Origin of the sequence: Kingella oralis (assembly GCF_014054985.1) — a bacterium.
GTDB lineage: Bacteria > Pseudomonadota > Gammaproteobacteria > Burkholderiales > Neisseriaceae > Kingella_B > Kingella_B oralis.
On sequence record NZ_CP059569.1, the window covers coordinates 890,502 to 914,842 of the forward strand.

Genomic DNA, 24,341 nt, shown 5'->3' on the forward strand with positions numbered 1-24,341 from the left:
GTCAAATGCAATAAAAAAATATACAACAATAGTATTTTAAAAATTCCCATGTTCAAAAAAATCAGTATCATGCCGCGCTTTACAACCTTGCTGAGAGGAAATTTCAAATGTCAATTAAACAAGAATTCAAAGACTTTATCATGCGCGGCAATGTTATCGACTTGGCAGTCGGTATGGTGGTCGGCACCGCGTTTTCTGGGATTGTGAAATCGCTGGTGGACGATGTGATTATGCCGCCGATTGGGATTGTGTTGGGCGGCATCGATTTTTCCAACCTGTTCCTCACGCTCAAACACGGCAAAACCGCAGGCATGGAATACGCCACGCTTGCCGCCGCCAAAGCCGATGGCGCGGTAACCATGAATGTGGGTTCGTTTATCAACACCATCATCAGCTTTTTGATTGTGGCAACGGCGATTTTTGTGGTGGTGAAAGCCATCAACACGCTGAAAAAAGCGCCCGAGGCGGTTGAAGAAGCGCCCGCCGAGCCGAGCGAAGAAGTGTTGCTGCTGCGCGAAATCCGCGATTCGTTGAAAAAATAAGCCTTTCCGAAAACACCGCTAAAATGGCGGTGTTTTTTGTTTTCGCTACGCTGAATTTCGTTTCAGGCTGCCTTGGCAGGGTAAGCACCGCGCATCAGGCAGCCTGAAAACGGCACTTCGCCCTTTCGTTTTCAGGCTGCCTATCTTATCTAAAATTATGAACATCACCGACACCCCCGACACCGATTCCATCCCCGCCGCCCAATCCGTGAACCGCCTGTTCGCGCAAATCGCGCCTGCCGCCGCCGAAACCGTTGCGCCGTTTGTGGAGCGCCTGTTTGCCGCGCTGTCGCATGGCAACACGTTTATCTACATCAGCCAAGCGGAAGCCGACGCGCTCGCCCAAGCCGCGCCGCTGGTGGGCAGCGATGCCAGCAGCCCCGTTGTGTTGCACGGCAGGCGGCTGTTCATCGCCAAATACTGGCATCTGGAAAAACAGCTCGCCGCCGAAATCCAACGCCTCTCCGCGCACACGCCAAGGCAGCCTGAAAAACCCCTAGCCGAATTGCTTGCCAACTGGTTTGCCGACGACACCAGCCGCGACCAACGTGCCGCCGCCGCGCTTGCCCTGCTGAAAAATTTCGTGCTGATTAGCGGCGGGCCGGGTACAGGCAAAACCACCACCGTTGCCAAGCTGCTCGCCCTGCTGCACCGCCAGCCTGCGCCGCGCACCGCCCTTGTCGCGCCCACGGGCAAAGCCGCTGCCCGCCTAACCGAATCGCTGCACCGCGCCAGCGCCGCCATCCCCGATTTGGATGCCGAGGCGCAACGCTACCTCGCCAGCCTCACAGGGCAAACCGTGCACCGCCTGCTGGGCTTAAAGCCGCCGCAAATGCAGCCTGAATACCACGCCCACAACCCGCTGCCGCTGGATTGCGTGTTGATTGACGAAGCCTCGATGATGGACAACCACCTGCTGTATCAACTGCTCGCCGCGCTGCCTAGCCATTGCCGCGTGATTTTGCTGGGCGATGCCGACCAACTGCCATCTGTTGGCGCGGGCGCGGTGCTGGATGCGCTGAGCCACAATCATCAGATGCAGCCTGAAACCACCACCGCGCTGCGCCAACTGCTGCCCGATGTGGAACACTTTCCCACGCTTGCCGAACAACACGCGCGGCTCACCATCAGCCACCGTTTCCACGCCCAAAGCGGCATCGGCAACCTCGCCCGCGCCGTGCAACAAGGCAGCGCAAGCGCGTGGCACGCCATCGCCGAGCATCCCAACGAACTTTTCGCCCAGCCGCGCAACCTCGCCGCGCTCGTTGCCCAGCTTTATCAACACCATACCGCCTATTGGCAAGCCATCCGCGCAGGCAATCTCGCCGCTGCCTTCGCCGAACAAAGCCGCCTAATTGTGCTCACCGCGCTGCGCCACGATGCCGAGCACATCAACAACCTTTACCGCACCCTGCTGCAACAACACGGGCACACCCGCCCCCAATCGCCGTGGTATGCGGGGCAAATCATCATGATTACCCGCAACGCCCCCAGCCAACAGCTCTACAACGGCGACATCGGCATCATCATGCAGCCTGAAAACGACGGCAACGACCTGCGCGCCTGCTTCCCCAGCGAAAGCGCAAACGGCAGCGGCTACCGCAGCATCCCGCTCAGCCGCCTGCCCGAACACGAAACCGCCTACGCCATCACCACCCACAAAAGCCAAGGCTCGGAATACGAGCAAGTGTGGTTTGCCGCCCCCGCGCAAGCCCCATACAGCCGCGCCTTGCTCTACACCGCCATCACCCGCGCCAAACAGCAATTTGTGTATTGGGGCGACGAAGCCGGTTTTCAGGCTGCCTGCGCCCACAACGAACACCGCAACAGCGCGTTGGGGATGTTTTTGAAAGAGGGATGAGAGGGTTGGTTGATGGGGCGGAGTTTGTTTACAGCGGAGGGGTAAACGCATTTTCAGGTTGCCTTTGGCGATGCGCGGACTTCACTCAATCCCGCTTGCTTGTGCTCACCAAAGGCAGCCTGAAACAGCAAAATTCACCATCATAGCAATGGAGCGTCGGCGGCTCGCCGACATCGTGGCAATCCGCGAAGCCCCACCCAATGCACTATTTTTTGCGATAAACCATAGCCATTCCATAACACCTTACTTCCTATTTTGAATTACGCTATTTTCAGGCTGCCTCATCCGCCCCCCGCATATACAACCCCTGTAAACTTGCGTAAAATTCCGCTTCGGCAGCCGTTTCAGGCAGCCTGAAACCCTTTTCCCAATCCTTCTCACGAAAGCCCCACCATGACCCAAACCTCCCTAAGCTACCGCGATGCAGGCGTAGATATAGACGCAGGCGACCAACTGGTTGAAAACATCAAACCCTTTGCCAAACGCACCATGCGCCCCGAAGTGTTGGGCGATTTAGGCGGCTTTGGCGCATTGGTAGAAATCAGCAAAAAATACCAAAATCCCGTGCTGGTGAGCGGCACAGACGGCGTGGGCACCAAGCTCAAACTCGCCTTTGAATGGGACCAACACGACACCGTAGGCATAGACCTCGTTGCCATGAGCGTAAACGACATCCTCGTGCAAGGCGCAGAACCCTTGTTTTTCCTAGACTATTTCGCCTGCGGCAAGTTAGACGTTGCCCGCGCCACCGATGTCATCAAAGGCATTGCGGCCGGCTGCGAGCAATCAGGCTGCGCCCTCATCGGTGGCGAAACGGCGGAAATGCCCGGCATGTATCCCGAGGGCGAATACGATTTGGCGGGCTTTGCCGTGGGCGTGGTGGAAAAAGAACGCGTGATTAACGGGCGCAGCATCGCCGCGGGCGACATCGTGCTCGGCTTGGCGAGCAACGGCGCGCATTCCAACGGCTATTCGCTCATCCGCAAAATCATCGAGCGCGACCGCCCCGATTTGGACGCGCCCTTTGACGGCGACACCACGCTGCGCCAAGCCGTCATCGCGCCCACGCGGCTGTATGTGAAGCCTGTGCTGGCACTGCTGGAACAATTGCCGGTTAAAGGCATGGCGCACATCACGGGCGGCGGCATCACCGAAAACGTGCCGCGCGTGCTGCCTGAAAACTGCGTGGCGCAAATTGACGCGCAAGCATGGCAACTGCCCAAGCTGTTCCAATGGCTGCAACAGGCGGGCAATGTCGCCGCCGATGAAATGTACCGCACGTTTAACTGCGGCATCGGCATGGTGCTGATTGTGTCGTCCGAAAACGCGGAGCGGGCGGAGCAGCTGTTGCGCGAGCAGGGGGAAACGGTGTACCGCATCGGTGCCATCCGCACGCGCCAAGGCGATGAGCATCAAACGCAAGTGGCTTGAATAATAGGAAAGGCAGCTTGAAAACGGGATTTGGGGTTTTCAGGCTGCCTATTTTAAAGGCTACGAATATTGGTCAAACGACAGCAGTGACAAACGGCAGCAGGTTTACCGCGCGTTAAAAAGCAAGCCGAACAGTTTATACGGCTTGCCGTGGGATTTGGCGTTGCAACGCGCTTGGTAAAAGCCATTCGCTTGGCAAAGAAAGGCAGCCTGAAAATGGGAAACACCCGTTTTCAGGCTGCCTTTTGTTTATTGCGGGTTCATCATCGCTTCAATTTCGGTCAACGAAACCTCGGGCGTTGCGCCGTGCCGCGAAGCCACCAGCGAACCGAGCGCGCAAGCGAAGGCTAGGATTTCCTGCGGCGGTTTGCGCTGCAAATATTGGTGGATGAAGCCCGCCAAAAAGCTGTCGCCCGCGCCCACGGTGTCGGCAACGGTTACGCGGTAGCCGTAGTGGGCGAACAGTTCGCCGTCGCAAAAATACAATGCGCCGTGCTTGCCCAGCGTAACGCAGATTTGGCGCGTGTGTGTATGCTCGGCGATGAAGCGGATGTTTTGCTCTATGCTGCGGTAGGGCGAGCCCAGCGCGGTGGCGATTTCATGCAGTTCGTCGTCGTTGAGCTTGATGAAATCGGCTTGCCGCATCATGTCGCGCAGGTCGGCAAGCCGGTAGTGCGGCGGGCGCAGGTTCACGTCAAAAATTTTGAAGGATGCGTGCGGCAGCAGCTCGGCGAGGGCTTGGCGTGATACCGCATCGCGCACGGACAGGCTGCCGAAAATGAACACGTCCGATTGCGCCACACGCGTTTTGGCTGCTTCGCCGGCTTGGATTTTGTCCCACGCGCAGGGGTAAACGATGTCGTAGTGGGCGCAGCCTTCGTCGTTCAGTTGCACCAGCACTTGGCTGGTGGCGAGTTGGGGGTCGGTTTGGATGAAATCGATGGCAACGTGTTTGCGCCGGATGGCTTCGCGCAGGGCTGCGCCGTCGGCATCGTTGCCGCAGCGGCTGATGACGCTGCAATCCGCGCCCAGCGCGGCAAGGTGGGTGAGCAGATTGACGGGCGCGCCGCCGAGCACTTTGCCGGTGGGCAGGTTGTCCCATAAGATTTCGCCAAACGCGGTGATTTTGGGCATGGTGTTTTTCCGTGTGAATAACCCACTTGCATGCTGGCTAAATGTGTTTATAGCTTGGGGATAAGTTGGGTAGGGGGTTAAAAAATAAGGGGAAAATTAAATTGCTTAATTTTTGGGCAGTTGCTTGGGCGGCGTTTCAGGCTGCCTCAATATCGGCTACACACAGGCAGCCTGAAAACACAAAACTGCGCTTCTCGCAATAAGAAACGCAGTTGGATGAATCACGCCGGTTTTTCGTCCGCCTTATAGCCGCGGGTGGCGAAAAAGACGATGTAAACATAGCAAACGGCAGGGATAACATACGAAATCATCAAGCCCACATGGTCAATTACGAAGCCTTGCAACACGGGAACCAGCGCGCCGCCCACAATGGCGGTGGAAATAATGCCCGAAGCCGCGCCCGTAAATTTGCCCAAGCCTTTGGTGCCCAGCGAGAAAATAGTCGGGAACATAATGGAATTGAAAAATCCAATCAGCAGCAGCGACCATTGCGTTACCGCGCCGCCGCCCGCCGCAATCGCCAGCAGCAGCAAGCCCACCGCCATCGATGCGTTAAACGCCAAGTATTTGTTGGGGGCGATTTTGTTCATCAAGCCCGCGCCGATAAAGCGGCCCACCATCGCGCCGCCCCAGTAAATCGACAGATAGCCGGCGGCTTTATCGTGGCTTAACTCTGCGGTGTGTTCCAACGCATTCACCATCAGCGAACCAATCGCCACTTCCGCGCCCACATAGCAAAAAATCCCGATTGTGCCCAGTACCATGTGTTTGTATTGCCACACGCTGCTTTTGCCGTCGTGGCTGGCCTCGGTTTGTTCGGCGGCGATTTGGCGGGCATCGGGCAGCTTAATCAAGCCAATCAACACCGAAAGCAAAAGCATAAAGCCTGCCAGCCCCAAATACGGCATTTGCACCGATGCAATGCGCTGGGTTTGGCTGGCGGCGGCATCCACAAAAATCAACGCCGCGCCAACAGGCGGCGCAACGGTGGTCGCCAGCGAGTTAAACGCTTGAATCAGCGTGAGCATCACCGATTCTTTGCCTTTGGGCGCAAGCAGCGTTACATACGGATTGCCCGCCACTTGCAGCAGCACAATCCCCGAAGCCAAAATAAACAGCGCGCCCAAGAAAATGGGATAAGACGCGCTGGCGGCGGCAGGGTAAAACAAAACGCAGCCCAAGGCGGCGATTAAAAAACCGCCAATGATGCCCGCTTTGTAGCCCATTTTTTCCACCAGTTTGCTCATGGGGACGGACATCACGGCATAGGCGGTGAAAAAGCAAAACTGCACCAGCATGGCTTGGGTGTAGTTCAGGTTGAAAATTGCTTTCAGATGCGGAATCAGGATGTCGTTTAAGCAGGTGATGAAGCCCAGCATGAAAAACAGCGCACCCACCACCGACAGCGCAAGATTGTTGCCGCCGCGCGGCGGGCTGGCGGTTTGAATAGAAGCGTGCATGATTGTCCTTTGCGAAAGTGATTGAGGAATGCGGATTGCGCCCGCTTTTTTAATGGGCTGAATACTAACATAAACCCATTGCGCAACAATTGATATGGTTCAGGGTTGTGAAACTGTGTTGACGGTGTTTGATGCAGGTTAAGCATTGGCTCGATGGTTGCGCTTGGATAACGCCGCGCAACGAATAAGGCAGCCTGAAACGGGGATTGGCCGTTTTCAGGCTGCCTTAGCCATCACACATTAAACAAGAAATGAATCACATCGCCGTCTTGCACAATGTATTCCTTGCCTTCGGCGCGCATTTTGCCCGCTTCTTTGGCTTTGGCTTCGCCGCCCAGCGCGACAAAGTCGTCATACGCAATCACTTGGGCGCGGATGAAGCCGCGTTCAAAGTCGGTGTGGATAACGCCGGCGGCTTGCGGCGCGGTGTCGCCTTTGTGGATGGTCCACGCGCGCACTTCTTTCACGCCTGCGGTAAAGTAAGTTTGCAAGCCAAGCAAATCGTAGCCCGCGCGGATTAGACGGTTTAAGCCTGCTTCTTCCATGCCCATTTCGGCGAGGAATTCGGCTTTTTCATCGTCTGCCAACTCGGCGATTTCGCTTTCCAGCGCGGCGCACACGGCAACCACGGGTGCGTTTTCCTTGGCGGCGAGTTCGCGCAGCCGGTCAAGATGCGGGTTGTTTTCAAAGCCGTCTTCCGCCACGTTGCCCACATACATCGCGGGTTTGGCGGTTAATAAAAACAAAGGTTTGAGCAGGGCGAGGCTTTCCGCGTCCAAACCCAGCGAGCGCACGGGTTTGCCTTCGTTAAGATGCGGCAGCAGTTTTTCGCACAGCGCAACCAGTTTTTGCGCGTCTTTGTCGCCCGATTTGGCTTTTTTGCCCTCGCGCAGCATGGCTTTTTCCACGCTCGCCAAATCTGCCAGCGCAAGCTCGGTGCCGATGGTTTCAATGTCGGCAATCGGGTCTACTTTGCCCGCCACGTGCACGATGTTGTCGTCGTCAAAACAGCGCACTACGTTCACAATCGCGTCGGTTTCGCGGATGTTGGCGAGAAACTGGTTGCCCAAGCCTTCGCCCTTGCTCGCGCCCGCCACCAAGCCCGCGATGTCCACAAATTCCACAATCGCCGGCTGCATCCGCTGCGGATTGACGATTTTTGCCAGCGCGTCCATACGCGGGTCGGGTACTTCCACGATGCCGACGTTGGGCTCGATGGTGCAGAAAGGATAGTTGGCCGCTTCAATGCCCGATTGGGTTAAGGCGTTGAATAAGGTGGATTTGCCGACGTTGGGCAGGCCGACGATGCCGCATTTTAAGCTCATGGGTTGGTCCTTAAATAAATGATTTTTGGGGAAAATGGAAAACGCGCGATTTTAGCATAAAAGGCAGCCTGAAAATGCGGGCGGGCAACGGCGGTTCACGGTGCGGCGATGGCTTGCTGCCCAATTTGCTTGGCGGTTTTTCAGGCTGCCGTTGTGAAGCAAAGATTGCCAACGGATAAGCCCAAGTACAAAAAGGCAGCCTGAAAACGGGATGGGCATTTTCAGGCTGCCTTGGTTTTATGGTAGCGGTTTGAATTATAAGCCGAATACTTTCAGGCGCTCTTCAACGGGCTGGAATTCTTTTTCGCCCGCAGGGGCTGCGATGCCGCCGAATACGAGCTGGGCGCGCAGCGTCCACGCGGCGGGGATGTTCCATGTTTTGGCAATTTCGGCATCGATTATCGGGTTGTAGTGTTGCAGGTTTGCGCCGATTCGGGCGGCTGCCAAAGTTGTCCAAATGGCGTATTGGTGCATGGCGTTGGTGTGTTCCGACCAGATGGGGAAGTTGGCGGCATAGGCGGGGAATTGCACTTGCAAGCCTTGCACAACGGTTTGGTCTTCAAAGAAGAGCACGGTGCCTGCGGCGGCTTTGAACATATTGAGCTTGTTGGCGGTGGGTTCGAATTTGTCGGCGGGGATGATTTTGTGCAGTTCATTGGCAGCGATGTCCCACACTTTTTCGTGTTCCGCGCCAAACAGCACCACGATGCGGGTGGATTGTGAATTGAACGCGGATGGGGTGTGCTTGATGGCGTGTTCAACGATTTGGGCGACTTCTTGCTGGCTGATGGGCAGCTCTTTGTTTAACACATAAATAGAACGGCGGCTTTCGGCGGCTTGTTGCAGGGCTTGGACGGACATGGTTTTTCCTTTTGGTTGGGGGGTAAATGAAGGTTGCATGATAGGGGATGGCGGGCGAGGAAACCAGCGGCGTGGGGTTAAGGTAGTTTTTCTTGTGGCGAAAGAAGGGCGGGGGAGGCAGCCTTAAACCTTTGCAAAACCCAAAATTCAATAAGCAATTCTCCGTCATTCCTGCGCAGGCGGGAATCTTGGTTAGTCTTGAACAATGGCTTGTTTTTACGTTCATTTCTGAATATCAAACCAGATTCCTGCCTGTGCGGGAATGACGGCATTTTTTGTTTTCAGGCTGCCTCAAACCGCGTGCGCAGCCAAGCTGCATACCCTACTGCGTTGGTATTTCAGGCTGCCTTTGATGTTACCTGAAAAGGCAGCCTGAAAATAGGAAAAGGGTTTTCAGGCTGTCTCTAAATGCAAAATACACAAGAAACAGCTCTTTGAACGCATCAAAGAGCTGTGTGATGGTTAATCAAAGTTATCCGCGTTGTTTGTTGGCAATGAGTTTGCTAAGTGCCAGCACCAGTTGCTCATCGGTAAACGGTTTGCAGATAAAGCCGCGTGCGCCGTATTGCAGGGCTTTTAAGCCTGTTTGGCGGTCGGATAGCGCAGAGATAACCAAAATGCTGGTTTCTTTGCTCATGTCGCGGATGCGTTTGATGCATTCCAAGCCGTCCATTTGGGGCATGGTTAAATCCATGGTGATGAGGTCGGGCTGGTGTTCTTTGAACAGGCGTACGGCTTCGTCGCCATTGGAGGCGGTGGCAACGATTTCCAGTTGCAGGCTGCCTAGGCTGCGCTCAATGCGGTTTCGGATAATGACTGAATCGTCCACAATCATCAGTTTATACATACTTTTTCCTTGTATTTAGGATGCTTTGGGGAAATAGAGGCTGAATCGGGTGTAGCCTTCGGCTGCGGTGGATACGCCTATACGTCCGCCCATTTTTTGGATGGTGTCTTTAATAATGTCCATGCCTACGCCGCGCCCTGCGTCTTCTGTTTCTTCGCTGGCGGTGGAGAAGCCATTGCTAAACATCAGGTTAATCAGCTGGCGTTGGTCAAATTGGGCGGCTTGCTCGGCGTTGGCGATGCCCAGCGTAACGGCTTTGTTGCGGATGGCTTCAAAGTTGATGCCGTTGCCATCATCCTCGGCAACCAACAGCAATTTGCCATCGGCTTGTTGCGAGAGGGTGAGCTTTAATGTGCCCATTTCGGGTTTGTTGCGTTGGCGGCGAATTTCGGGCGTTTCAATGCCATGCACCACGGCATTGCGCAAAAGCTGGATGGCGATGTCTTTGAGTTTCGCCCATTGCGCATCGCTCAACGGATTGCTTTCAAAGCCGCTTACGATAAGCTGCGCTTGTTTATGCGTGCGTTTGGCGATGTCGGCAACGAATTGTTTGAGGTAATCCGTTTGCACGGCGGCTTGATGACGCGATTCTTGCTCGGGGGTGTTTTCAGGCTGCATACTGCTCATTTGCACGTTGGCTGTGCCGCCGATGCGCCCATTATAGGTGTTGAGCACGTCAAACAAGCGATACAAATCTTCTAGCATCACCACCAAGCCCAAGAAGTCTTGCCCCGTTAGGTTGGGCGAAGATTTCATGATATTGAGCGCGTCTTCAAAGTTTTCACAAATATCCACCATGCGGGTCAGTTTCAAAGATGAAGCCTCGCCTTTGATAGAGTGCACCAAGCGGGCGATGTATTGCGCCTTGCTGCGCAACTCTTCGCGTTTGGTTTCGGGCGTTTTGAGCACTTGGTTGATTTCGTTCAACCGTTCCATGCTGCCTTGGATAAAGCTGTTGAGCACCGTTGGGTTGGTGTTCAAAATGATGTTCAACATTTCTAGCTCGCGCCCTTCTTGTTCTTTTTGGGCATCCAAGCTCGCTTGCAGCATCACGGATTCGGTGGTGTCGGTGGCGCTGACCAAAATGCGTTCAATTTGCCCATCCACCCACACGCGGAAGAATTTGAAATCCACAAAGCGTTGCGCGCCCGTGTCTTCCACTTGGTAGCTGATTCGGTTGAGCGGGTTCAAGTCTTCAATCAAATCTTCCACCACTCAATCGCTGTATAGCTGGTCAATAAAGGTTTGAGTGATTTCCAAATCTTCTTGCGGCACGATTTTGCTGAGCACTTCCAGTAAGTTGCGGTTGCCCACATCTTTTTGGTCAATGATTTCTTCCAAGCGGCGAGAATATTGACCACCAATGTTAAGGTCTTTATCCACCAAGAATAAGCCTTCGTTTACAGATGCCATGATTTCGCTCATCTCTTGGTGGGCGATGTCCAATTCTTTGTCGTGTTCTAACAGCGAACGCAACGCACCAAACACAATGCCCAAGAAGAGCAAGAACGCCATCACAATCCCTGCCAACTGCATATATTGCCATTGTTTACCGCGCAGCTCCGCCACGTCGCGGTAGGCTTGCGCGAAGTCCAACTCGGTGGATGCCATGGTGGCGTTATACAAACGGGTGTAGCGCACCAAAAAGTCAATCGACTCATAACGCACCTTGCCTTTGTCCACTTCGGCAAGGAAGGTATCAATCAAGCCTTTATATGGCGTCCACACGCGAATGGTTTCCGCCAAGGTTTTCTTTTCCACATTGGTGGAAAGCGGGCGCACATTTACGTCTTCATAAGTCAAATGAATGGTTTTGCCCTTTTCAAACGCTTCTAGTGTCTCATCAAACTGGTCGCGCGAAGTTTTCAAGTCTTTAATCGCTTGGATGGCTTCTTGCGGCAACTGGTTGATGTCCACATAAGTGGTAACGGTGGGTTGCTCAATCACCGCAGGGGCTGAGGCAGCCTGAAAATCGGTATTGGCTTCGGCTTGGGGTTTGCCTACGGTTTCGGCAGGCTCACCAACCGCCACAGCAGGCTCGCTGGCTGCGGGCGCAGCAACAGGCTGCAAGCCTTTTTCTTTTTCGTAGTCGTCCACATGGGCTTTAAAGTTAAACGCGGCGCGGGCAAATTGCGCCACCAACCGACCTTGGCGGGTAACCACCACCAGCTCTTTACCTGTTTGCGTTTGTTGTACCGTTACCCACGCACTAAACGCCAATGTCGCCACGGTGAACACCAAGAACAAAACAATCATGGCAATCAAAGAGGTATAGCGGCGCAAGCCTTTTTTGGCTTCTTTTTTGGCTGCCGTGCTGGGCGCGGCGTTGTTTGGATTACTCATGGCTTTATCCTTATTTTAAGAATTCATCGACGTTTTTCGCGCTAATCCCCACAAACGGCGGATAAATGGTGCGCTCTTCCATACGATACGATGTAGGCAAGCCTTCCAGCGGCGGTTTGCCCAAGCCCAAATTGGCGGCAACGCGCACGGCATCATGCGCCCATTGCTGGTAGTCGCCGCGCGCTGTGCCTGCGAGCAAGCCTGATTTTACGGCGCGTAAACCCACTTCGCCGCCGTCCGAGCCGTAAACAGGGATGTTGATGCCGCGTTTTTTGAGTTCGTTGGCGATGGCGATGGCGGTGTCGTCGTTGTTGGTTAAGATGACTTCCACTTTGGAAAAGTTGGGATTTGCCAGCCATGCTTCTAGGTTTTTCAAGCCCAGCGCGGGGTCAAAGTTGGCATAGGAAACCATGACTTCGCTCACGGGGCGGGCTAACTCGGGGTAGCTAGACATGGTGGCAACCGCCCAGTCGGAGCGGTCGCGGGTAAATTCTGTGCCTTGCGTGGCTTTCATAAAGGCGTATTGAATGGTGCCATCGCCGTTTTTATCCATGGCAGGGTTGTCTTTAAACGCTTGGGCAACCAGCAAGCCTTGCACCACGCCTGCGGTCATATCATCGCCGCGCAAGTCGTAATCCAGCGGGCAATCGGCAAGGGCGCGTTTATCGGGCGATGCACCAAAAAACACCACGGGGATTTTTTTGGCGCATAGGTCTTTCATCAACGGGATAACGGCTTGGTTGTTGGCAATATTGAGCACGATGGCTTTGGCATCGGCAGCCGATTGCCCAATTTGTTGGATTTGCGCGTCTTGGTTGGGGGCTTGTTCTATTTTGAGTTTGACGGTGGGATAGTCTTTGCCTGCGGCGAGCACGCCTGCATTCATCAGCTTTTGGAACTCCAAGCTATCGGGCTTATCCACGGAATTGACGGTGATTTTGACTTCTTGGCTAATGGGCGCGGACGCTTCGCCATAGCCAGGTTTGCGCCGCTCGGCGACATCGTTGTTGCACGCGGTAAGCAGGGCGAGCATGAGCAGCGTGGTAAGCGTTTTTTTCTGCATAACAGTTTCTTCCTTTAAGAATGCCGTTGAGATGGGCTTTCTGTGAAAACATGATGTTCCCTGTTTCGCAGGAAGTCTATTTTTGGCTGATGGTGCTGCACAAACTGCCAAAAAATGCGCGACGGCATGATGGGTTGTAGGATGTTTTATGGCGAATAAAACGGAGCTGGGCTTGTAAATGGCACTATATCCCATTTCCCTTGATTCTGTTAAGTGATGTAAGCAAATTTTGTGCTAAATCATGCATTTTGTGAAGATTTGGAAACATTTGTTTGGAGCAGGGTGGATTGAGTGAAGGGAGGCAGCCTGAAAATGGGGGATGATGGTGTGGAATTTTTCAGGCTGCCTTGGTTGTGGAGAAAGATAAGGCAGTCTGAAAACAGATTCTGCAATGTTTTCAGGCTGCCTTTATGCGTGATGTTTAGGCAGCCTGAAAACAAAAACCCCGTATTCGTGTTGATATGCATACGGGGTGGCTGCCATTTAACATCTGTCATCAAAACGTGTCATCCAGCGGCGCAATCTGCCAATGTTTAAGCAATTTGTTGAGCTGGCGCACTTTGCGTTGGCGGATGGCGCGGGCAAGCACAACGGGGGCGTTAAGGGCGAAACGGCGGCGGGCAAAGCCGAGGTCGATGACTTCGTAAACCAGCATTTCGTTGTGTTCAAAGCGGATTTCGCCTGTGTTGGCGAGGATGCCGCGCCGCGTGCTTTGGTAGCTGCCGTCGGGCTGTTGTTGATAGTAGCCGGCATCGCACCAGATGTGAAAGAGGGGGTCGTTTTGGGCGTTGGCGGGAACGGGGATGCGCAGTTCGGGGTAGCGGCGTTGGGCATCTTTGGCGTTGAGCCACAGGCAAAATAGGAAGAAGCCGCCGCCGAATGCGCCGCCGATGATTGCGCCGAGGATTAGGTGTGGGGTCATTTTTTTGACTTACGGGATGAGGTTTGTTGGTTGAGCCATGCGATGGCTTGTTGGGCGCAATCTTGCTCGGCGGCGCGGCGGCTGTGGGCTTGGGCGTAGGTGATTTTGCCGAGTTGCCCGAGATCGCAGGATACGTCAAATAGGGCGGTGTTGCCTTCGCCTGTTTGTTTTTCTATGCGGTATTTGGGCAGGGGGAGGTGTTGGGCTTGCAGCATTTCTTGCAGTTGGGTTTTGGGGTCTTTGGCTTGGGTGTGGGTGTTGAGTTGTTGGATGCGCGGGGCGAATAGGCGTTGCACGGTGGCTTCGGCGGTGGCGAAATCGGCATCAAAGCTGATGGCGGCGAGCAGGGCTTCTACGGCATCGGCGAGGATGGAGGGGCGGTCGTTGCCGCCGCTTTTGAGTTCGCCCGTGCCGAGGTAGAGGGCGTTGCCGATGTGCAGTTCGCGGGCGATTTCGGCGAGGGTGGCTTCTTTGACAAGCTGGGCGCGCAGGGGTGAGAGACGGCCTTCGGGCAGTTTGGGGAAGGCGTGGTAGAGCATTTTGGCGATGGCGTAGTCTAGGATGCTGTCGCCGATGAATTCCAAGCGTTCGTTGTTTTGCGCGTGGTAGCTGCGGTGGGTGAGGGCTTGTTGCAACAGGGCGGGGTTTTTGAAGGTGTAGCCGAGCTGCTTTTGCAGGTGGGCAAGGTGTTGCTGGCGGGGAGAGGCGGTGGTCATGGTGTGGGCGGGGATGGGGTGAGGCAGCCTGAAAATGGGGGCTGGCGATTAGGGGGAATGGTTTTGGCTTCGCTGAAACTTGTTTACTTGTTTTGGCTTTGCCGGAACTTGTTTACCTGTTTTGGCTTCGCTAAAACAGGCTTCGCTCGTTTTCAGGCTGCCTTTGGGGTAATAAAAAAGGCTGGGCTAGAATTTTTTAAATTCCCACACGCTGCCGTCTGCATGGAAACTTAGATAATAGCGTGCGTCGTCGGCATCGATTTGGGCGGTGTGCCACATGAGCTTTTGCTGTTTGGGCAGCCAGATGAGGGCGACGTGGTAGGCTTGGGTTTCTACGGCGTTCACGCTTTGGGCTTTTTGCTGCCACGCTTGGGCGATGTCGGCGGCTTGGGCGAAGTCTGTTTGGGCGAGGGGTACGAGATGGCGGGCGTAGTTTTTGTTGGGGGTGGGGTCGGTGCCGACGGGGGTGGGCGCCCATTTGCCGTTTTCGTAGGTGTAGTACAAGATGTTTTCAGGCTGCTTGGGGTCTTGCAGGTCAATTTCTATGCGGGGGCGCGTGCCGTCAAAAAAATTGATTTGTTCGTAGATTTGGATGGGCGCGCCTTGCAGCTCGGGCAGTTGGGTGAGGGCTTGCTGGGCGGCGCGCAGGGCGGCTTTGTTGCGCAGTATCCATTGCGGCGTTTCAGGCTGCGTTTGTGCTTGTTCCAGCACAACGGGCGTGGAGGCGGAGGCAGCCTGAAAAAGGGTGGGGCGGCTGCTTGGGGCGTGGACAACGGGGGTGTCCAGCAGCGGCAGCACAAACGGGATGATGAGGGCGAGCAGCCAAGCTAGCATGAGGTGTCCTTTTTTTCTTGCAGCAGTTGCCGTTCGTACACGGCTTGGGCGAGCGTGCCTGCGTCCACATATTCTAGCTCGCTGCCCAGCGGCATACCGCGTGCTAAACGGCTGATTTTATAGGGCTGTTCTTTGAGCAGCTCGGTGAGAATGTAGGCGGTGGCATCGCCCTCGGCGGTGAACGATGTGGCGATGATGATTTCTTGCACGGGGCTATCAGCAAGGCGGGCGATGAGTTTTTCCAACGCGACATGGCTTAAATCCATGTTTTGCGTGGGGTTCACGCTGCCCATCAGCACAAAATACAAGCCATCGTGGCAATGGGCGGCTTCCATCGCGGCAACGTCGGCGGGCATGTGCACAATCATCAGGCGCGTGGCATCGCGTTTTTCGTCGGCGCAAATGGTGCATTCGCTGCCTTCGCAAAAGGTGTTGCATTGGCGGCAGTTGGTTACTTGGCGCAAGGCGGTTTCCAGCGCGCCAAGCAGTTCGGCTGCGCCATCGCGGTTTTGTTGCAGCAGGGTGTGCGCCATGCGTTGCGCGGTTTTCGCGCCCACATTTGGGAATATGCGCAGGGCTTGGATAAGGGCGGTGTATGCGTCTTGAGGTTTGGACATGGTTTTCAGGCTGCCTTTGTGGGTGGATGGGGTGGCAAAGATGAGGCAGCCTGAAAACAGATGAACGAGGCTAAATGGCAGTTAAAAATGTTTTCGGGCTGCCTCAACGCAAGCGCATCATGCCTTGGGCAACGTAACCCCCGTTTGCCCCATATATTTGCCATTGCGGTCTTTATAAGACGTTTCGCACATTTCATCGCTTTCAAAAAACAACACCTGCGCCACGCCTTCGCCTGCGTAAATTTTGGCGGGCAGTGGTGTAGTGTTGGAAAATTCCAGCGTAACGTAGCCTTCCCATTCGGGCTCAAATGGGGTTACGTTCACGATGATGCCGCAGCGGGCGTAGGTGGATTTGCCCAAGCACACGGTAAGCACATTGCGCGGAATGCGGAAATATTCCACCGTGCGAGCCAGCGCAAACGAATTGGGCGGGATGATGCAGCAGTCATCTTCCACGGTAACGAAATTCTTGGGGTCAAAGTTTTTCGGGTCAACGATGGTGCTGTTGATGTTGGTGAAAATTTTAAATTCGTTGGCGCAACGGATGTCGTAGCCGTAGCTGGATGTGCCGTAGGAAATGATTTTTTGCCCATTGGCTTCTTTGATTTGGCGTGGCTCAAATGGGTCTATCATGCCGTGTTGCTCCGCCATGCGGCGTATCCATTTATCTGATTTGATGGACATTTTGTTATCCTTTGCGGTTAAGACATATAGTTATCAAATTGAATGCGAATTTGCTTGCCCTGTTTTTTCATGCGGAGAATGGTTTTACTGGGGCTGCTGCAAAAATTTTGTGCATCGCTTTCTAAATACAGCGCATTTTTGCTCACTTTGATGGTTTCAATGGTGAGGTCGCGCGTGCCTTGGTCGTCGCACACCGAGCCTTGGCTTTTGCTTACGCGGCTGCGGCTGGGCAGCTTTTTGGGCAACCATGCTTTGTTGTCTGCATCGTGTTGGCGGAAGGCTTGATAGGCGACGTTTAGGCTGTTGCCTTGGAACACGCATTCTTGTTTTTGGTGAACGGCATCTTCGGTGGGGATGTCGCGGCAGGCAAGCGGCGCGGTTGCCCATGCTGCTGGCGCGGCGGCAAGGATTAGGGCGGTGAAGAGCAGGTTTTTCATCGGTAAAAACTCGTTAGGATGAGTAAAGCGTGATTGTAATGTTTTCAGGCTGCCTTTGGATAGGGCAGCCTGAAAGCTAGGACGATTTTTGCCAGCCGCCCAAATAGTCCACCAGCTCGCTAATCATGTTGCCGATGCTTTCTGCCATCAGGATTTGGCTGGCGAAAGCAAGGCTGGCGGCATCGTCGCCGTGTTGTTCGGCTTCTTCTTGCAACACGTCTAAATATTGGATGCGTTTGAGCGCAAAGTTGGCATCCAGCACAAAGGCGATTTGCTCGCGCCACACCAAGCCAAGCTGGGTTACGGTTTTGCCGTCTTTTAAATGCTGCACCACTTCGGGCGCGGTTAAATCTTGCTTGGCGATTTTAATCACGGGTACGACATCGCCGCTGCCTTTGATTTCGCAATTGTCGTCCAGCTCAAAGCCGCCTTGGCAAGCGCCTTGCAGCAGCCATTCGGTCATCAGGCTGCTGGGCGATTGCTGGGTTTGCGGCAAGCGCGCTTCCAAGCCGCCGAGTGCTTCGCGCAGTTTGCTGAGTAGATTTTCGGCTTTGTTGGCATTGGCGTTGTTAATCAGCAAATAGCCGTGTTTGGTGTCGCAAATGGCTTGGGTGCGGCTGCTGCGGGTGAAGGCGCGGGGCAGTAAATCGTCGGTGATTTGCTCTTTGAGTTCTTGCTTTTCTTTGCGCCCCACGCTGCGGGCTTCAGCGGTTTGGATTTCGGCAACTTTGTCGTCCAAAATTTCACGAATTACGCTGGCGGGCAGCACTTTTTCCGCTTTTTTCAGCGCGATAGACCATGTGAAATCGGCAGGGAAAACCAATTCTGGGCTGAAACTTTGCGGCGCAGTAAAGCCTTCGCTAAACCAATCCAGCCCTGTAATCGGGGCGAATTCGGCTTCGCTGAGTTTGGCGGTGAGCGTGTCTAAATCGGGCAGGGTTTCAAGATTGATGGGGTAGAAATTGAGTTGTTTGAACCACATGGTTTGTGTTTTTCTCGTATGGCTTGAAAGGGCGGCGATTATAGCATTTGGGCAGCCTGAAAAGCGAAAACGGCAGGTTTCAGGCTGCCTATTATGATGCCTATATGATGAAGGTATAGTCATCGGTGTTAAACGATTGTTCCATTTCTTCGGCGGGGATGTTGTGCGATGCGCCTACGGTTTTGGCTGGCACGCCAACCACGGTGGTTTGCGCGTCCACATCGCGAATCACCACGCTGCCTGCGCCGATTTTGGCGCAATGCCCGATGCGGATGTTGCCGAGTATGGATGCGTTTGCGCCAATCATCACGCCGTCGCCCACTTTGGGATGGCGGTCGCCGCTTTGTTTGCCCGAACCGCCCAGCGTTACGCCGTGCAACAGGGAAATGTCGTTGCCCAGCACGGCGGTTTCGCCGATAACGATGCCTGTTCCGTGGTCAAACATGATGCCATGCCCGAATACGGCGGCTGGGTGAATATCCACGCCAAATACTTCGCTGGCGCGGTTTTGCAGAAAATAGGCAAGGGTTTGGCGATTGTTGTTCCACAGCCAATGGTTGATGCGGTGCGATTGGATGGCGTGGTAGCCTTTGAAATAGAGCAGGGGCAGGCAATATTGGTCGCAGGCGGGGTCGCGGTCGTAGCAAGCGGCAACGTCGGCAACGGCGGCTTCCACGATGCCGGGATTGCTTTCCAGCACGCGCATAAAGGTTTCATAAAGCGCGCGCGCATCCATGGTGCTGCTGGATAGTTTGCTGGATAGATGAAAGGCTAACACGCGGGCGAAGCTGTCGTGGCGCAGCACGGTAAGGTGCAAAAAGCTGGCGAGCATCGGCTCGGATTGCGCGGCTTGGGTAACTTCTTGGCGGATGGTTTGCCAAAGGGTGTGTTGGTTGATGGACATGGTGGTTGAACTGGCTAAAAAAAGGCGGATAGTACGTTGTTTTGTGGGATTGATAAAGGCTTTTCAGGCTGCCTTTTGCGGGCAGGTGCAACAAAAAGGCAGCCTGAAAACGCTGTTTACGATTTTCAGGCTGCCTTTGCGTCAATCCATAATCATTAAGCGATTATTTTTTGGCTTTCTTTTGTGGTGGTAAGTCGGTGCAAGTGCCGTTGGCTACTTCCGCTGCCATGCCGATGGATTCGCCCAAGGTTGGGTGTGGGTGGATGGTGCTGCCAATGTCCACAGCATCGCAACCCATTTCAATCGCCAAGCAGATTTCGCCAATCATATCGCCAGCGTGCGTGCCCACGATGCCACCGCCGATAATCAAGCCTGTTTCGGCATCAAAAATCAGTTTGGTGAAGCCTTCATCACGACCATTGGCAATGGCGCGACCCGAAGCCGCCCACGGGAACACAGATTTGGTGATTTTAATGCCGTCGCGTTTGGCGATTTCTTCGGTAACGCCCACCCAAGCCACTTCGGGATCGGTGTAAGCCACACCCGGAATCACGCGTGCGTCAAAGTAGGCTTTGTGTCCTGCGCAGTTTTCGGCGGCAACGTGTGCTTCGTGAACCGCTTTGTGCGCTAGCATGGGTTGTCCCACCACGTCGCCAATGGCGTAGATGTGTGGCACGTTGGTGCGTTGTTGTTTGTCCACTTCAATAAAGCCGCGCTCGGTTACTGCCACACCTGCTTTTTCGGCAGAGCAGAGTTTGCCGTTTGGCGCGCGACCTGCGGCAACCAACACCAAGTCGTAGCGTTGTGGCTCTTTGGGCGCTTTTTCGCCTTCAAAGGTAACGTAGATGCCATCTTCTTTGGCTTCCACGGCAACAGTTTTGGTGCCAGTCATGATGTTGTCAAAGCGATGGGCGTTCATTTTTTCCCATACTTTTTCCAAATCGCGATCTGCGCCTTGCATCAGACCGTCCATCATTTCTACCACGTCTAAACGCGCGCCCAGCGTGCTGTAAACAGTACCCATTTCCAAGCCGATGATGCCGCCGCCGATAATCAGCATGCGTTCAGGCACTTGGCGCAATTCCAACGCGCCAGTTGAATCCACAATGCGTGGATCTTCGGGGATAAACGGCAGTTTCACCACACGGCTGCCCACGGCGATGATGGCATTTTTGAAGGCAACGGTTTTTTTCTCGCCTGTTTGCGTGGCTTGTTCGTATTGAGCGGATTCAGTCAAAGCAACTTCAATGTGGTTCGCGCCAACAAATTGGCCATTACCGCGAATGATGTCCACTTTGCGAGCTTTTGCCATGCCAGCCAAGCCGCCAGTAAGTTTGGCAATAACTTTTTCTTTGTAACCACGCAAGCCGTTAATGTCAATTTCAGGCTCGTTGAATTTGATGCCGTTGGCAGCAAGGTGTTTCACTTCGTCGATTACGGCTGCGTTGTGCAACAGGGCTTTGGATGGAATGCAGCCCACGTTCAAGCATACGCCACCCAAGGTGCTGTATTGTTCAATCAGGGCAACTTTTAAGCCTTCATCGGCTGCGGCAAAGGCAGCAGAGTAGCCACCTGGCCCGCCGCCCAACACAACCACGTCGTATTCGGCATCAGCAGAGCCTGCAAATTGCGCAGCTTGCGGAGCAGGGGTTGCAGCTTTGGGTGCTTCGGCAGCGGGGGCAGCAGCTTTGGGCGCTTCGGCTGCGCCAGCAGCTTCAACCACAGCAATCACGCCGCCTTCTGAAATTTTGTCGCCCACTTTAACTTTCACTTCTTTAATCACGCCAGCAGCATCGGCAGGCACGTCCATAGTGGCTTTGTCGGTTTCTAGTGTAATCAGGGTGTCGTCAAGGGCAACGGTGTCGCCAACTTTGATTTCTACGGCAATGATGTCTACATTTTCGTGTCCGCCAATATCGGGCACTTTCAGCTCAACTAAACTCATACTAAACCTTCCTTATAATGGTTTATCGTGTTTACAAAATAATTCAGGCGGCAGCCTGAAAGAAAATGACGGGGCGCATTATACGCTATTTATGGGCGATAGGTGGGCTCGGATTGGTTGATGCGTGTCAATTTTAGGCAGCCGTGCCGCTGGCGGGCAGGGGTTCTAAAACCCGTTTTCCATCATGATTTGCCCGGGGATTTTGTTGCGGTGCATGGCGAAGCCTTGGTCTAACAGGGCTTTGAATGTGTCTTGCACCATGGCGGGGTTGCCGCAGAGCATGAAGCGGCTGCGTTCTTTGCTGAACGTGAGTTGGAATGCTTGGCTGAGACTGCCGTTGCGCAGGCTTTCAGGCAGCCTGAAATGCAGTCGCGCGCTGTCTGTTTCGCGCGTGGTAATTGGCACAAAGCGCAGTTTGCTGTGATACTCGCCCACCAGCGGATGCTCGGCAAGCTGGGCGATGTAGTCGTTAAAAATCAAATCGTTGTTGTGCGATACGCTGTGGGCAAGGGCAAGCGTGTCAAAGCGTTGCCAGATTTCAGGCTGCTGGATAATGGAAAGAAACGGGGCGATGCCCGAGCCTGTGCACAGCATGATTAAATCGTTGCCATCGGGAAAACGCTCGGGCAGGAAGAAGCCTTGCGCGGTTTTGTCCAACAAAATGCTGTCGCCCGCTTGCATGGCGGCGAGCTTGGCAGACATTTCGCCATCGGGAATTAAAATGGCAAAAAATTCCAGCGTGTCGGCGTATTCGGCGGAGGTGATGGAGTAGGCTCGCCAAATGTAGCCTGCGTCTTGGGTAAAGCCGAGGCGGGCGAACTGCCCTGCGGCGAAGCGATAGCTTTCGGGGCGGGTGGTGGCAAAGGTGATGTGGGTGGGGCTGTGGTGTTTTACCCAGAGGATTTGTTCGGTGGTGTATTTGTTTTCTTGCATGATGTGGACTTTGGGGGGATAGGCAGCCTGAAAGTGGGATGGAGGGTTTTCAGGCTGCCTTAGTTGGGATAAAAGGGGATGTATTCGGCGGTTGGGTTTTGCAGCATGATGATGTTTGGAAACCCGCGCGATGCGTTTCAGGCTGCCTCATGCGTTATATAGGCAGCCTGAAAACGCTTTTACGCTTGATACCAAGCAACAATGCGCTCGGCGGCTTCCACGCATTTTTCAATTTCGTCCACCAAGGCAATGCGTACATAGCCCTTGCCAGGGTTGCCGTGTTCGGTGTCGCGCGCAAAAAACCGCCCCGGCAACACTTGCACGCCCGTTGCGCGGTAAAGCTCTTGCGTGAAGCGCAAATCATCACCATCGGGAATCGCCAGCCAAATGTAGAACGAGGCTTGCGGCATGGTTACGTTGAATTTTTGCCGCAAAATGGGCACTACACGGTCAAATTTTTGCTGATAGGCGCGGCGGTTGGCTTCAACATGGGCTTCATCGTTCCAAGCGGCGATGCTGGCGCGTTGCACGGGCAGGCTCATCGCGCTGCCGTGGTAGGTGCGGTACAGCAAAAACGGTTTGAGTAATTTTTCATCGCCCGCCACAAAGCCCGAACGCAAACCAGGGGCGTTGGAGCGTTTGGACAGGCTGGTAAACATGATGATGTTGTCAAACGAGCACCCCAGCTCGGCGGCGGCTTGCAGGCAGCCGATGGGCTTGTGTCCGTCAAAATAGATTTCGGCGTAGCATTCGTCAGCAGCGATAATGAAACCGTATTTGTCTTGCAACTCAAACAGTTGCGCCCAATCATCGCGCGTTAATACGCTGCCTGTGGGGTTGTCGGGCGAGCACACGAATACAATTTTGCAACGCGCCCATTTTTCGGCGGGCACGCTGCCCCAATCGGGCAAAAAACGCGGCGCGACGGTGTTGGCGTACACAATTTCGCCGTTGCCTAAAATCGTTGCGCCTTCGTAGATTTGGTAAAACGGATTGGGCGACACCACAACAGGCTTTTCGCCGGCAACAGGGTCAAGCGCAGCCTGAACAAAGGAAAACAACGCCTCGCGGCTGCCCAATATCGGCAAAATTTGCGTGTCGGGGTTCAGCGTTAAGCCATCATAACGGCGATGCAGCCAGTTGGCGCAGGCTTGGCGCAACTCGGGCAAGCCCAGCGCGGCGGGATATTTGGACAGCTCGGGCAGCGCGGCAATCAGCGCATCGGTGAGCACGGCTGGCGTGGGGTGTTTGGGCTCGCCGATGTAAAGCGGGATTTCGCTGATGCCCTCGGGCGGCGTGATGCCTTGCATGGCTTCGCGCAGGCGGGCGAATGGGTAGGGATGAAGCTGGTTGAGATGGCTGTTCATGGATTATCCTTGTGGTTTGGGCAGCGTGGGATGGTGTTTTAGGTTGCGACGTTTCAGGTTGCATCAAAAGAGACGGCATTATAAAGCGTTTTCGCTGTGCGGCTCTACTTCGCAGGGCAGGCAGCCTGAAAACCCGTTTGCATTGTTTGTAAATAAATCGCTTGATAAACAATATATTGTGCTTGCTTGCTCTACAATAGAATGAACCCGCCATCCGCCATTTGGCAGTCTGAAAATGAAAATGCGCGACGCAAATTTGTTTTCCATATTTTCCGCAACTTAGCAAACATTCGTAATTTACGAATGTTTAAATTTGATGTGCGTCAATTTTTGTAACCGCGATTAGGCATAAACTTCGTTCCGTTTTTACCCTAAATCCAATGGTTTTTAGGGCAATTTTTTACTTTGCCCTATTGTTTATTTTTATGGATGTGATTTGGCTTCACTATAAAAATGCGCCGTCTGCGCTGCCGCCGCTGCGCTTTACGCGCGAAGAAATTGTGTGGCAGGAAGTGCCTAATGAAGTGTCGTTGGCGTTTTTGCTTTCAGGCTGCCCTTTGCATTGCGTGGGCTGCCACAGCACGGATTCGTGGAAAGCGGGCTTGGGCGAAGCGTTGTCGGTGGCGTATTTGCGCGAGCGGCTGCGGCGTTATGCGGGCTTGCTCACTTGCGTTTTGTTTTTGGGCGGCGAATGGCAGCCTGAAAATCTGTTGGCTTTGCTGCGGGTGGCGCGTGATGAATTTGGCTTGAAAACGTGTTTATACACGGGTTTGGAGCGCGATGAAGTGCCGCCGATGTTGTTGCCCGAATTGTCGTTTTTGAAAACGGGGCGATGGCTGCCCGAGCGCGGCGGGCTGGATAGTCCGACCACTAATCAGCGGTTTGTGGATTTGCAAACGGGGATGGATTTAACGTCTTTGTTTTGGCGGCAGAAATAGGTGCAATCTTGGCGGGATTGCGGGCTGCCTTTAAGGGCGTTGGCGATGCGGTGCAAGCTGGAAGTTTAGGCAGCCTGAAAGCGTGGTACGCGGCAAGACGCGTGTTCTGGATAAATCATAGAAATGGTTTTTAGCTTCGCAACTCCGCTTCGCTACGCAGGCTGCCTGATGGTGTACTAATCAACAAAAATATTT

General features: G+C 54.2%; 25 protein-coding genes. 4 read left to right on the forward strand and 21 right to left on the reverse strand.

The window, feature by feature from the left end; all coding sequences use genetic code 11:
* The first annotated feature begins 107 nt into the window (after positions 1 to 107).
* From mscL to purM, 3 genes are all read left to right on the forward strand, one after another.
* Positions 108 to 542 carry a large conductance mechanosensitive channel protein MscL gene (gene mscL, locus H3L93_RS04770; protein WP_003796234.1) on the forward strand — a complete coding sequence of 145 codons (435 nt, stop codon included), beginning with the start codon at positions 108 to 110 and terminating at the stop codon, positions 540 to 542.
* A gap of 157 nt (positions 543 to 699) precedes the next feature.
* Positions 700 to 2,403 carry an exodeoxyribonuclease V subunit alpha gene (recD, locus tag H3L93_RS04775; protein ID WP_003796232.1) on the forward strand — a complete coding sequence of 568 codons (1,704 nt, stop codon included), beginning with the start codon at positions 700 to 702 and terminating at the stop codon, positions 2,401 to 2,403.
* A 393-nt stretch (positions 2,404 to 2,796) separates the two neighbouring features.
* Entirely contained in the window at positions 2,797 to 3,834 is a 1,038-nt protein-coding gene (gene purM / locus H3L93_RS04780; protein ID WP_003796228.1) for a phosphoribosylformylglycinamidine cyclo-ligase, read from the forward strand.
* A 249-nt stretch (positions 3,835 to 4,083) separates the two neighbouring features.
* On the opposite strand, the gene H3L93_RS04785 is transcribed toward purM, so the two are convergent.
* From H3L93_RS04785 to dapC, 21 genes are all read right to left on the reverse strand, one after another.
* Complete coding sequence (locus H3L93_RS04785; RefSeq protein WP_003796224.1) at positions 4,084 to 4,968, reverse strand: carbohydrate kinase family protein; 885 nt, start codon at positions 4,966 to 4,968, stop codon at positions 4,084 to 4,086.
* Between the two features lie 221 nt (positions 4,969 to 5,189).
* Positions 5,190 to 6,428 carry a sugar MFS transporter gene (locus tag H3L93_RS04790; protein ID WP_003796220.1) on the reverse strand — a complete coding sequence of 413 codons (1,239 nt, stop codon included), beginning with the start codon at positions 6,426 to 6,428 and terminating at the stop codon, positions 5,190 to 5,192.
* Positions 6,429 to 6,661: 233 nt separating this feature from the next.
* On the reverse strand, positions 6,662 to 7,753 hold the full coding sequence (ychF, locus tag H3L93_RS04795; RefSeq protein WP_003796219.1) for a redox-regulated ATPase YchF: 1,092 nt from the start codon (positions 7,751 to 7,753) through the stop codon (positions 6,662 to 6,664).
* Between the two features lie 51 nt (positions 7,754 to 7,804).
* Complete coding sequence (locus H3L93_RS04800; RefSeq protein WP_155803137.1) at positions 7,805 to 7,972, reverse strand: hypothetical protein; 168 nt, start codon at positions 7,970 to 7,972, stop codon at positions 7,805 to 7,807.
* 36 nt (positions 7,973 to 8,008) lie between these two features.
* Entirely contained in the window at positions 8,009 to 8,614 is a 606-nt protein-coding gene (locus tag H3L93_RS04805) for a nitroreductase family protein (protein ID WP_003796216.1), read from the reverse strand.
* 472 nt (positions 8,615 to 9,086) lie between these two features.
* The gene (locus H3L93_RS04810) at positions 9,087 to 9,461 is read right to left on the reverse strand and encodes a response regulator (protein ID WP_003796214.1); all 375 of its coding nucleotides are present in this window, start codon (positions 9,459 to 9,461) and stop codon (positions 9,087 to 9,089) included.
* A 15-nt stretch (positions 9,462 to 9,476) separates the two neighbouring features.
* Positions 9,477 to 10,673, reverse strand: coding sequence for an ATP-binding protein (locus tag H3L93_RS13125; protein ID WP_246314000.1), 1,197 nt, complete (start codon positions 10,671 to 10,673; stop codon positions 9,477 to 9,479).
* A 3-nt stretch (positions 10,674 to 10,676) separates the two neighbouring features.
* Entirely contained in the window at positions 10,677 to 11,804 is a 1,128-nt protein-coding gene (locus H3L93_RS13130) for a hypothetical protein (RefSeq protein WP_003796211.1), read from the reverse strand.
* A 10-nt stretch (positions 11,805 to 11,814) separates the two neighbouring features.
* Positions 11,815 to 12,867, reverse strand: a complete 1,053-nt coding sequence (locus tag H3L93_RS04820; RefSeq protein WP_003796209.1) for a substrate-binding domain-containing protein — start codon at positions 12,865 to 12,867, stop codon at positions 11,815 to 11,817.
* A gap of 239 nt (positions 12,868 to 13,106) precedes the next feature.
* Positions 13,107 to 13,334 (reverse strand): hypothetical protein, encoded by a 228-nt coding sequence (locus H3L93_RS04825; protein ID WP_003796206.1) that lies wholly within the window; start codon positions 13,332 to 13,334, stop codon positions 13,107 to 13,109.
* A gap of 29 nt (positions 13,335 to 13,363) precedes the next feature.
* The gene (locus H3L93_RS04830; RefSeq protein WP_003796204.1) at positions 13,364 to 13,789 is read right to left on the reverse strand and encodes a hypothetical protein; all 426 of its coding nucleotides are present in this window, start codon (positions 13,787 to 13,789) and stop codon (positions 13,364 to 13,366) included.
* On the reverse strand, positions 13,786 to 14,505 hold the full coding sequence (gene rnc, locus H3L93_RS04835; protein WP_003796202.1) for a ribonuclease III: 720 nt from the start codon (positions 14,503 to 14,505) through the stop codon (positions 13,786 to 13,788). Before rnc ends, H3L93_RS04830 begins: the two co-directional genes overlap by 4 nt.
* Before the next feature lie 186 nt (positions 14,506 to 14,691).
* Positions 14,692 to 15,339 (reverse strand): hypothetical protein, encoded by a 648-nt coding sequence (locus H3L93_RS04840; protein WP_003796200.1) that lies wholly within the window; start codon positions 15,337 to 15,339, stop codon positions 14,692 to 14,694.
* A complete protein-coding gene (recR, locus tag H3L93_RS04845; protein WP_040558631.1) occupies positions 15,333 to 15,956 on the reverse strand; it encodes a recombination mediator RecR in 624 nt (207 codons plus the stop codon). Before recR ends, H3L93_RS04840 begins: the two co-directional genes overlap by 7 nt.
* A gap of 117 nt (positions 15,957 to 16,073) precedes the next feature.
* On the reverse strand, positions 16,074 to 16,640 hold the full coding sequence (gene dcd / locus H3L93_RS04850; protein WP_003796193.1) for a dCTP deaminase: 567 nt from the start codon (positions 16,638 to 16,640) through the stop codon (positions 16,074 to 16,076).
* 17 nt (positions 16,641 to 16,657) lie between these two features.
* Positions 16,658 to 17,077: a hypothetical protein gene (locus H3L93_RS04855; protein WP_003796192.1), complete on the reverse strand. Its 420-nt coding sequence runs from the start codon at positions 17,075 to 17,077 to the stop codon at positions 16,658 to 16,660.
* Between the two features lie 76 nt (positions 17,078 to 17,153).
* Positions 17,154 to 18,059 carry a recombination-associated protein RdgC gene (locus H3L93_RS04860; protein ID WP_003796190.1) on the reverse strand — a complete coding sequence of 302 codons (906 nt, stop codon included), beginning with the start codon at positions 18,057 to 18,059 and terminating at the stop codon, positions 17,154 to 17,156.
* A 100-nt stretch (positions 18,060 to 18,159) separates the two neighbouring features.
* On the reverse strand, positions 18,160 to 18,963 hold the full coding sequence (gene cysE / locus H3L93_RS04865; RefSeq protein ID WP_003796188.1) for a serine O-acetyltransferase: 804 nt from the start codon (positions 18,961 to 18,963) through the stop codon (positions 18,160 to 18,162).
* Positions 18,964 to 19,126: 163 nt separating this feature from the next.
* Complete coding sequence (gene lpdA / locus H3L93_RS04870; protein ID WP_003796183.1) at positions 19,127 to 20,908, reverse strand: dihydrolipoyl dehydrogenase; 1,782 nt, start codon at positions 20,906 to 20,908, stop codon at positions 19,127 to 19,129.
* Between the two features lie 165 nt (positions 20,909 to 21,073).
* Positions 21,074 to 21,841, reverse strand: a complete 768-nt coding sequence (locus tag H3L93_RS04875; protein ID WP_003796182.1) for a ferredoxin--NADP reductase — start codon at positions 21,839 to 21,841, stop codon at positions 21,074 to 21,076.
* A 179-nt stretch (positions 21,842 to 22,020) separates the two neighbouring features.
* The gene (dapC, locus tag H3L93_RS04880; protein WP_003796181.1) at positions 22,021 to 23,208 is read right to left on the reverse strand and encodes a succinyldiaminopimelate transaminase; all 1,188 of its coding nucleotides are present in this window, start codon (positions 23,206 to 23,208) and stop codon (positions 22,021 to 22,023) included.
* A 467-nt stretch (positions 23,209 to 23,675) separates the two neighbouring features.
* Here dapC and nrdG point away from each other — a divergent pair, with 467 nt between their 5' ends.
* Positions 23,676 to 24,146 (forward strand): anaerobic ribonucleoside-triphosphate reductase activating protein, encoded by a 471-nt coding sequence (gene nrdG / locus H3L93_RS04885; protein ID WP_040558841.1) that lies wholly within the window; start codon positions 23,676 to 23,678, stop codon positions 24,144 to 24,146.
* Positions 24,147 to 24,341: the final 195 nt, after the last annotated feature.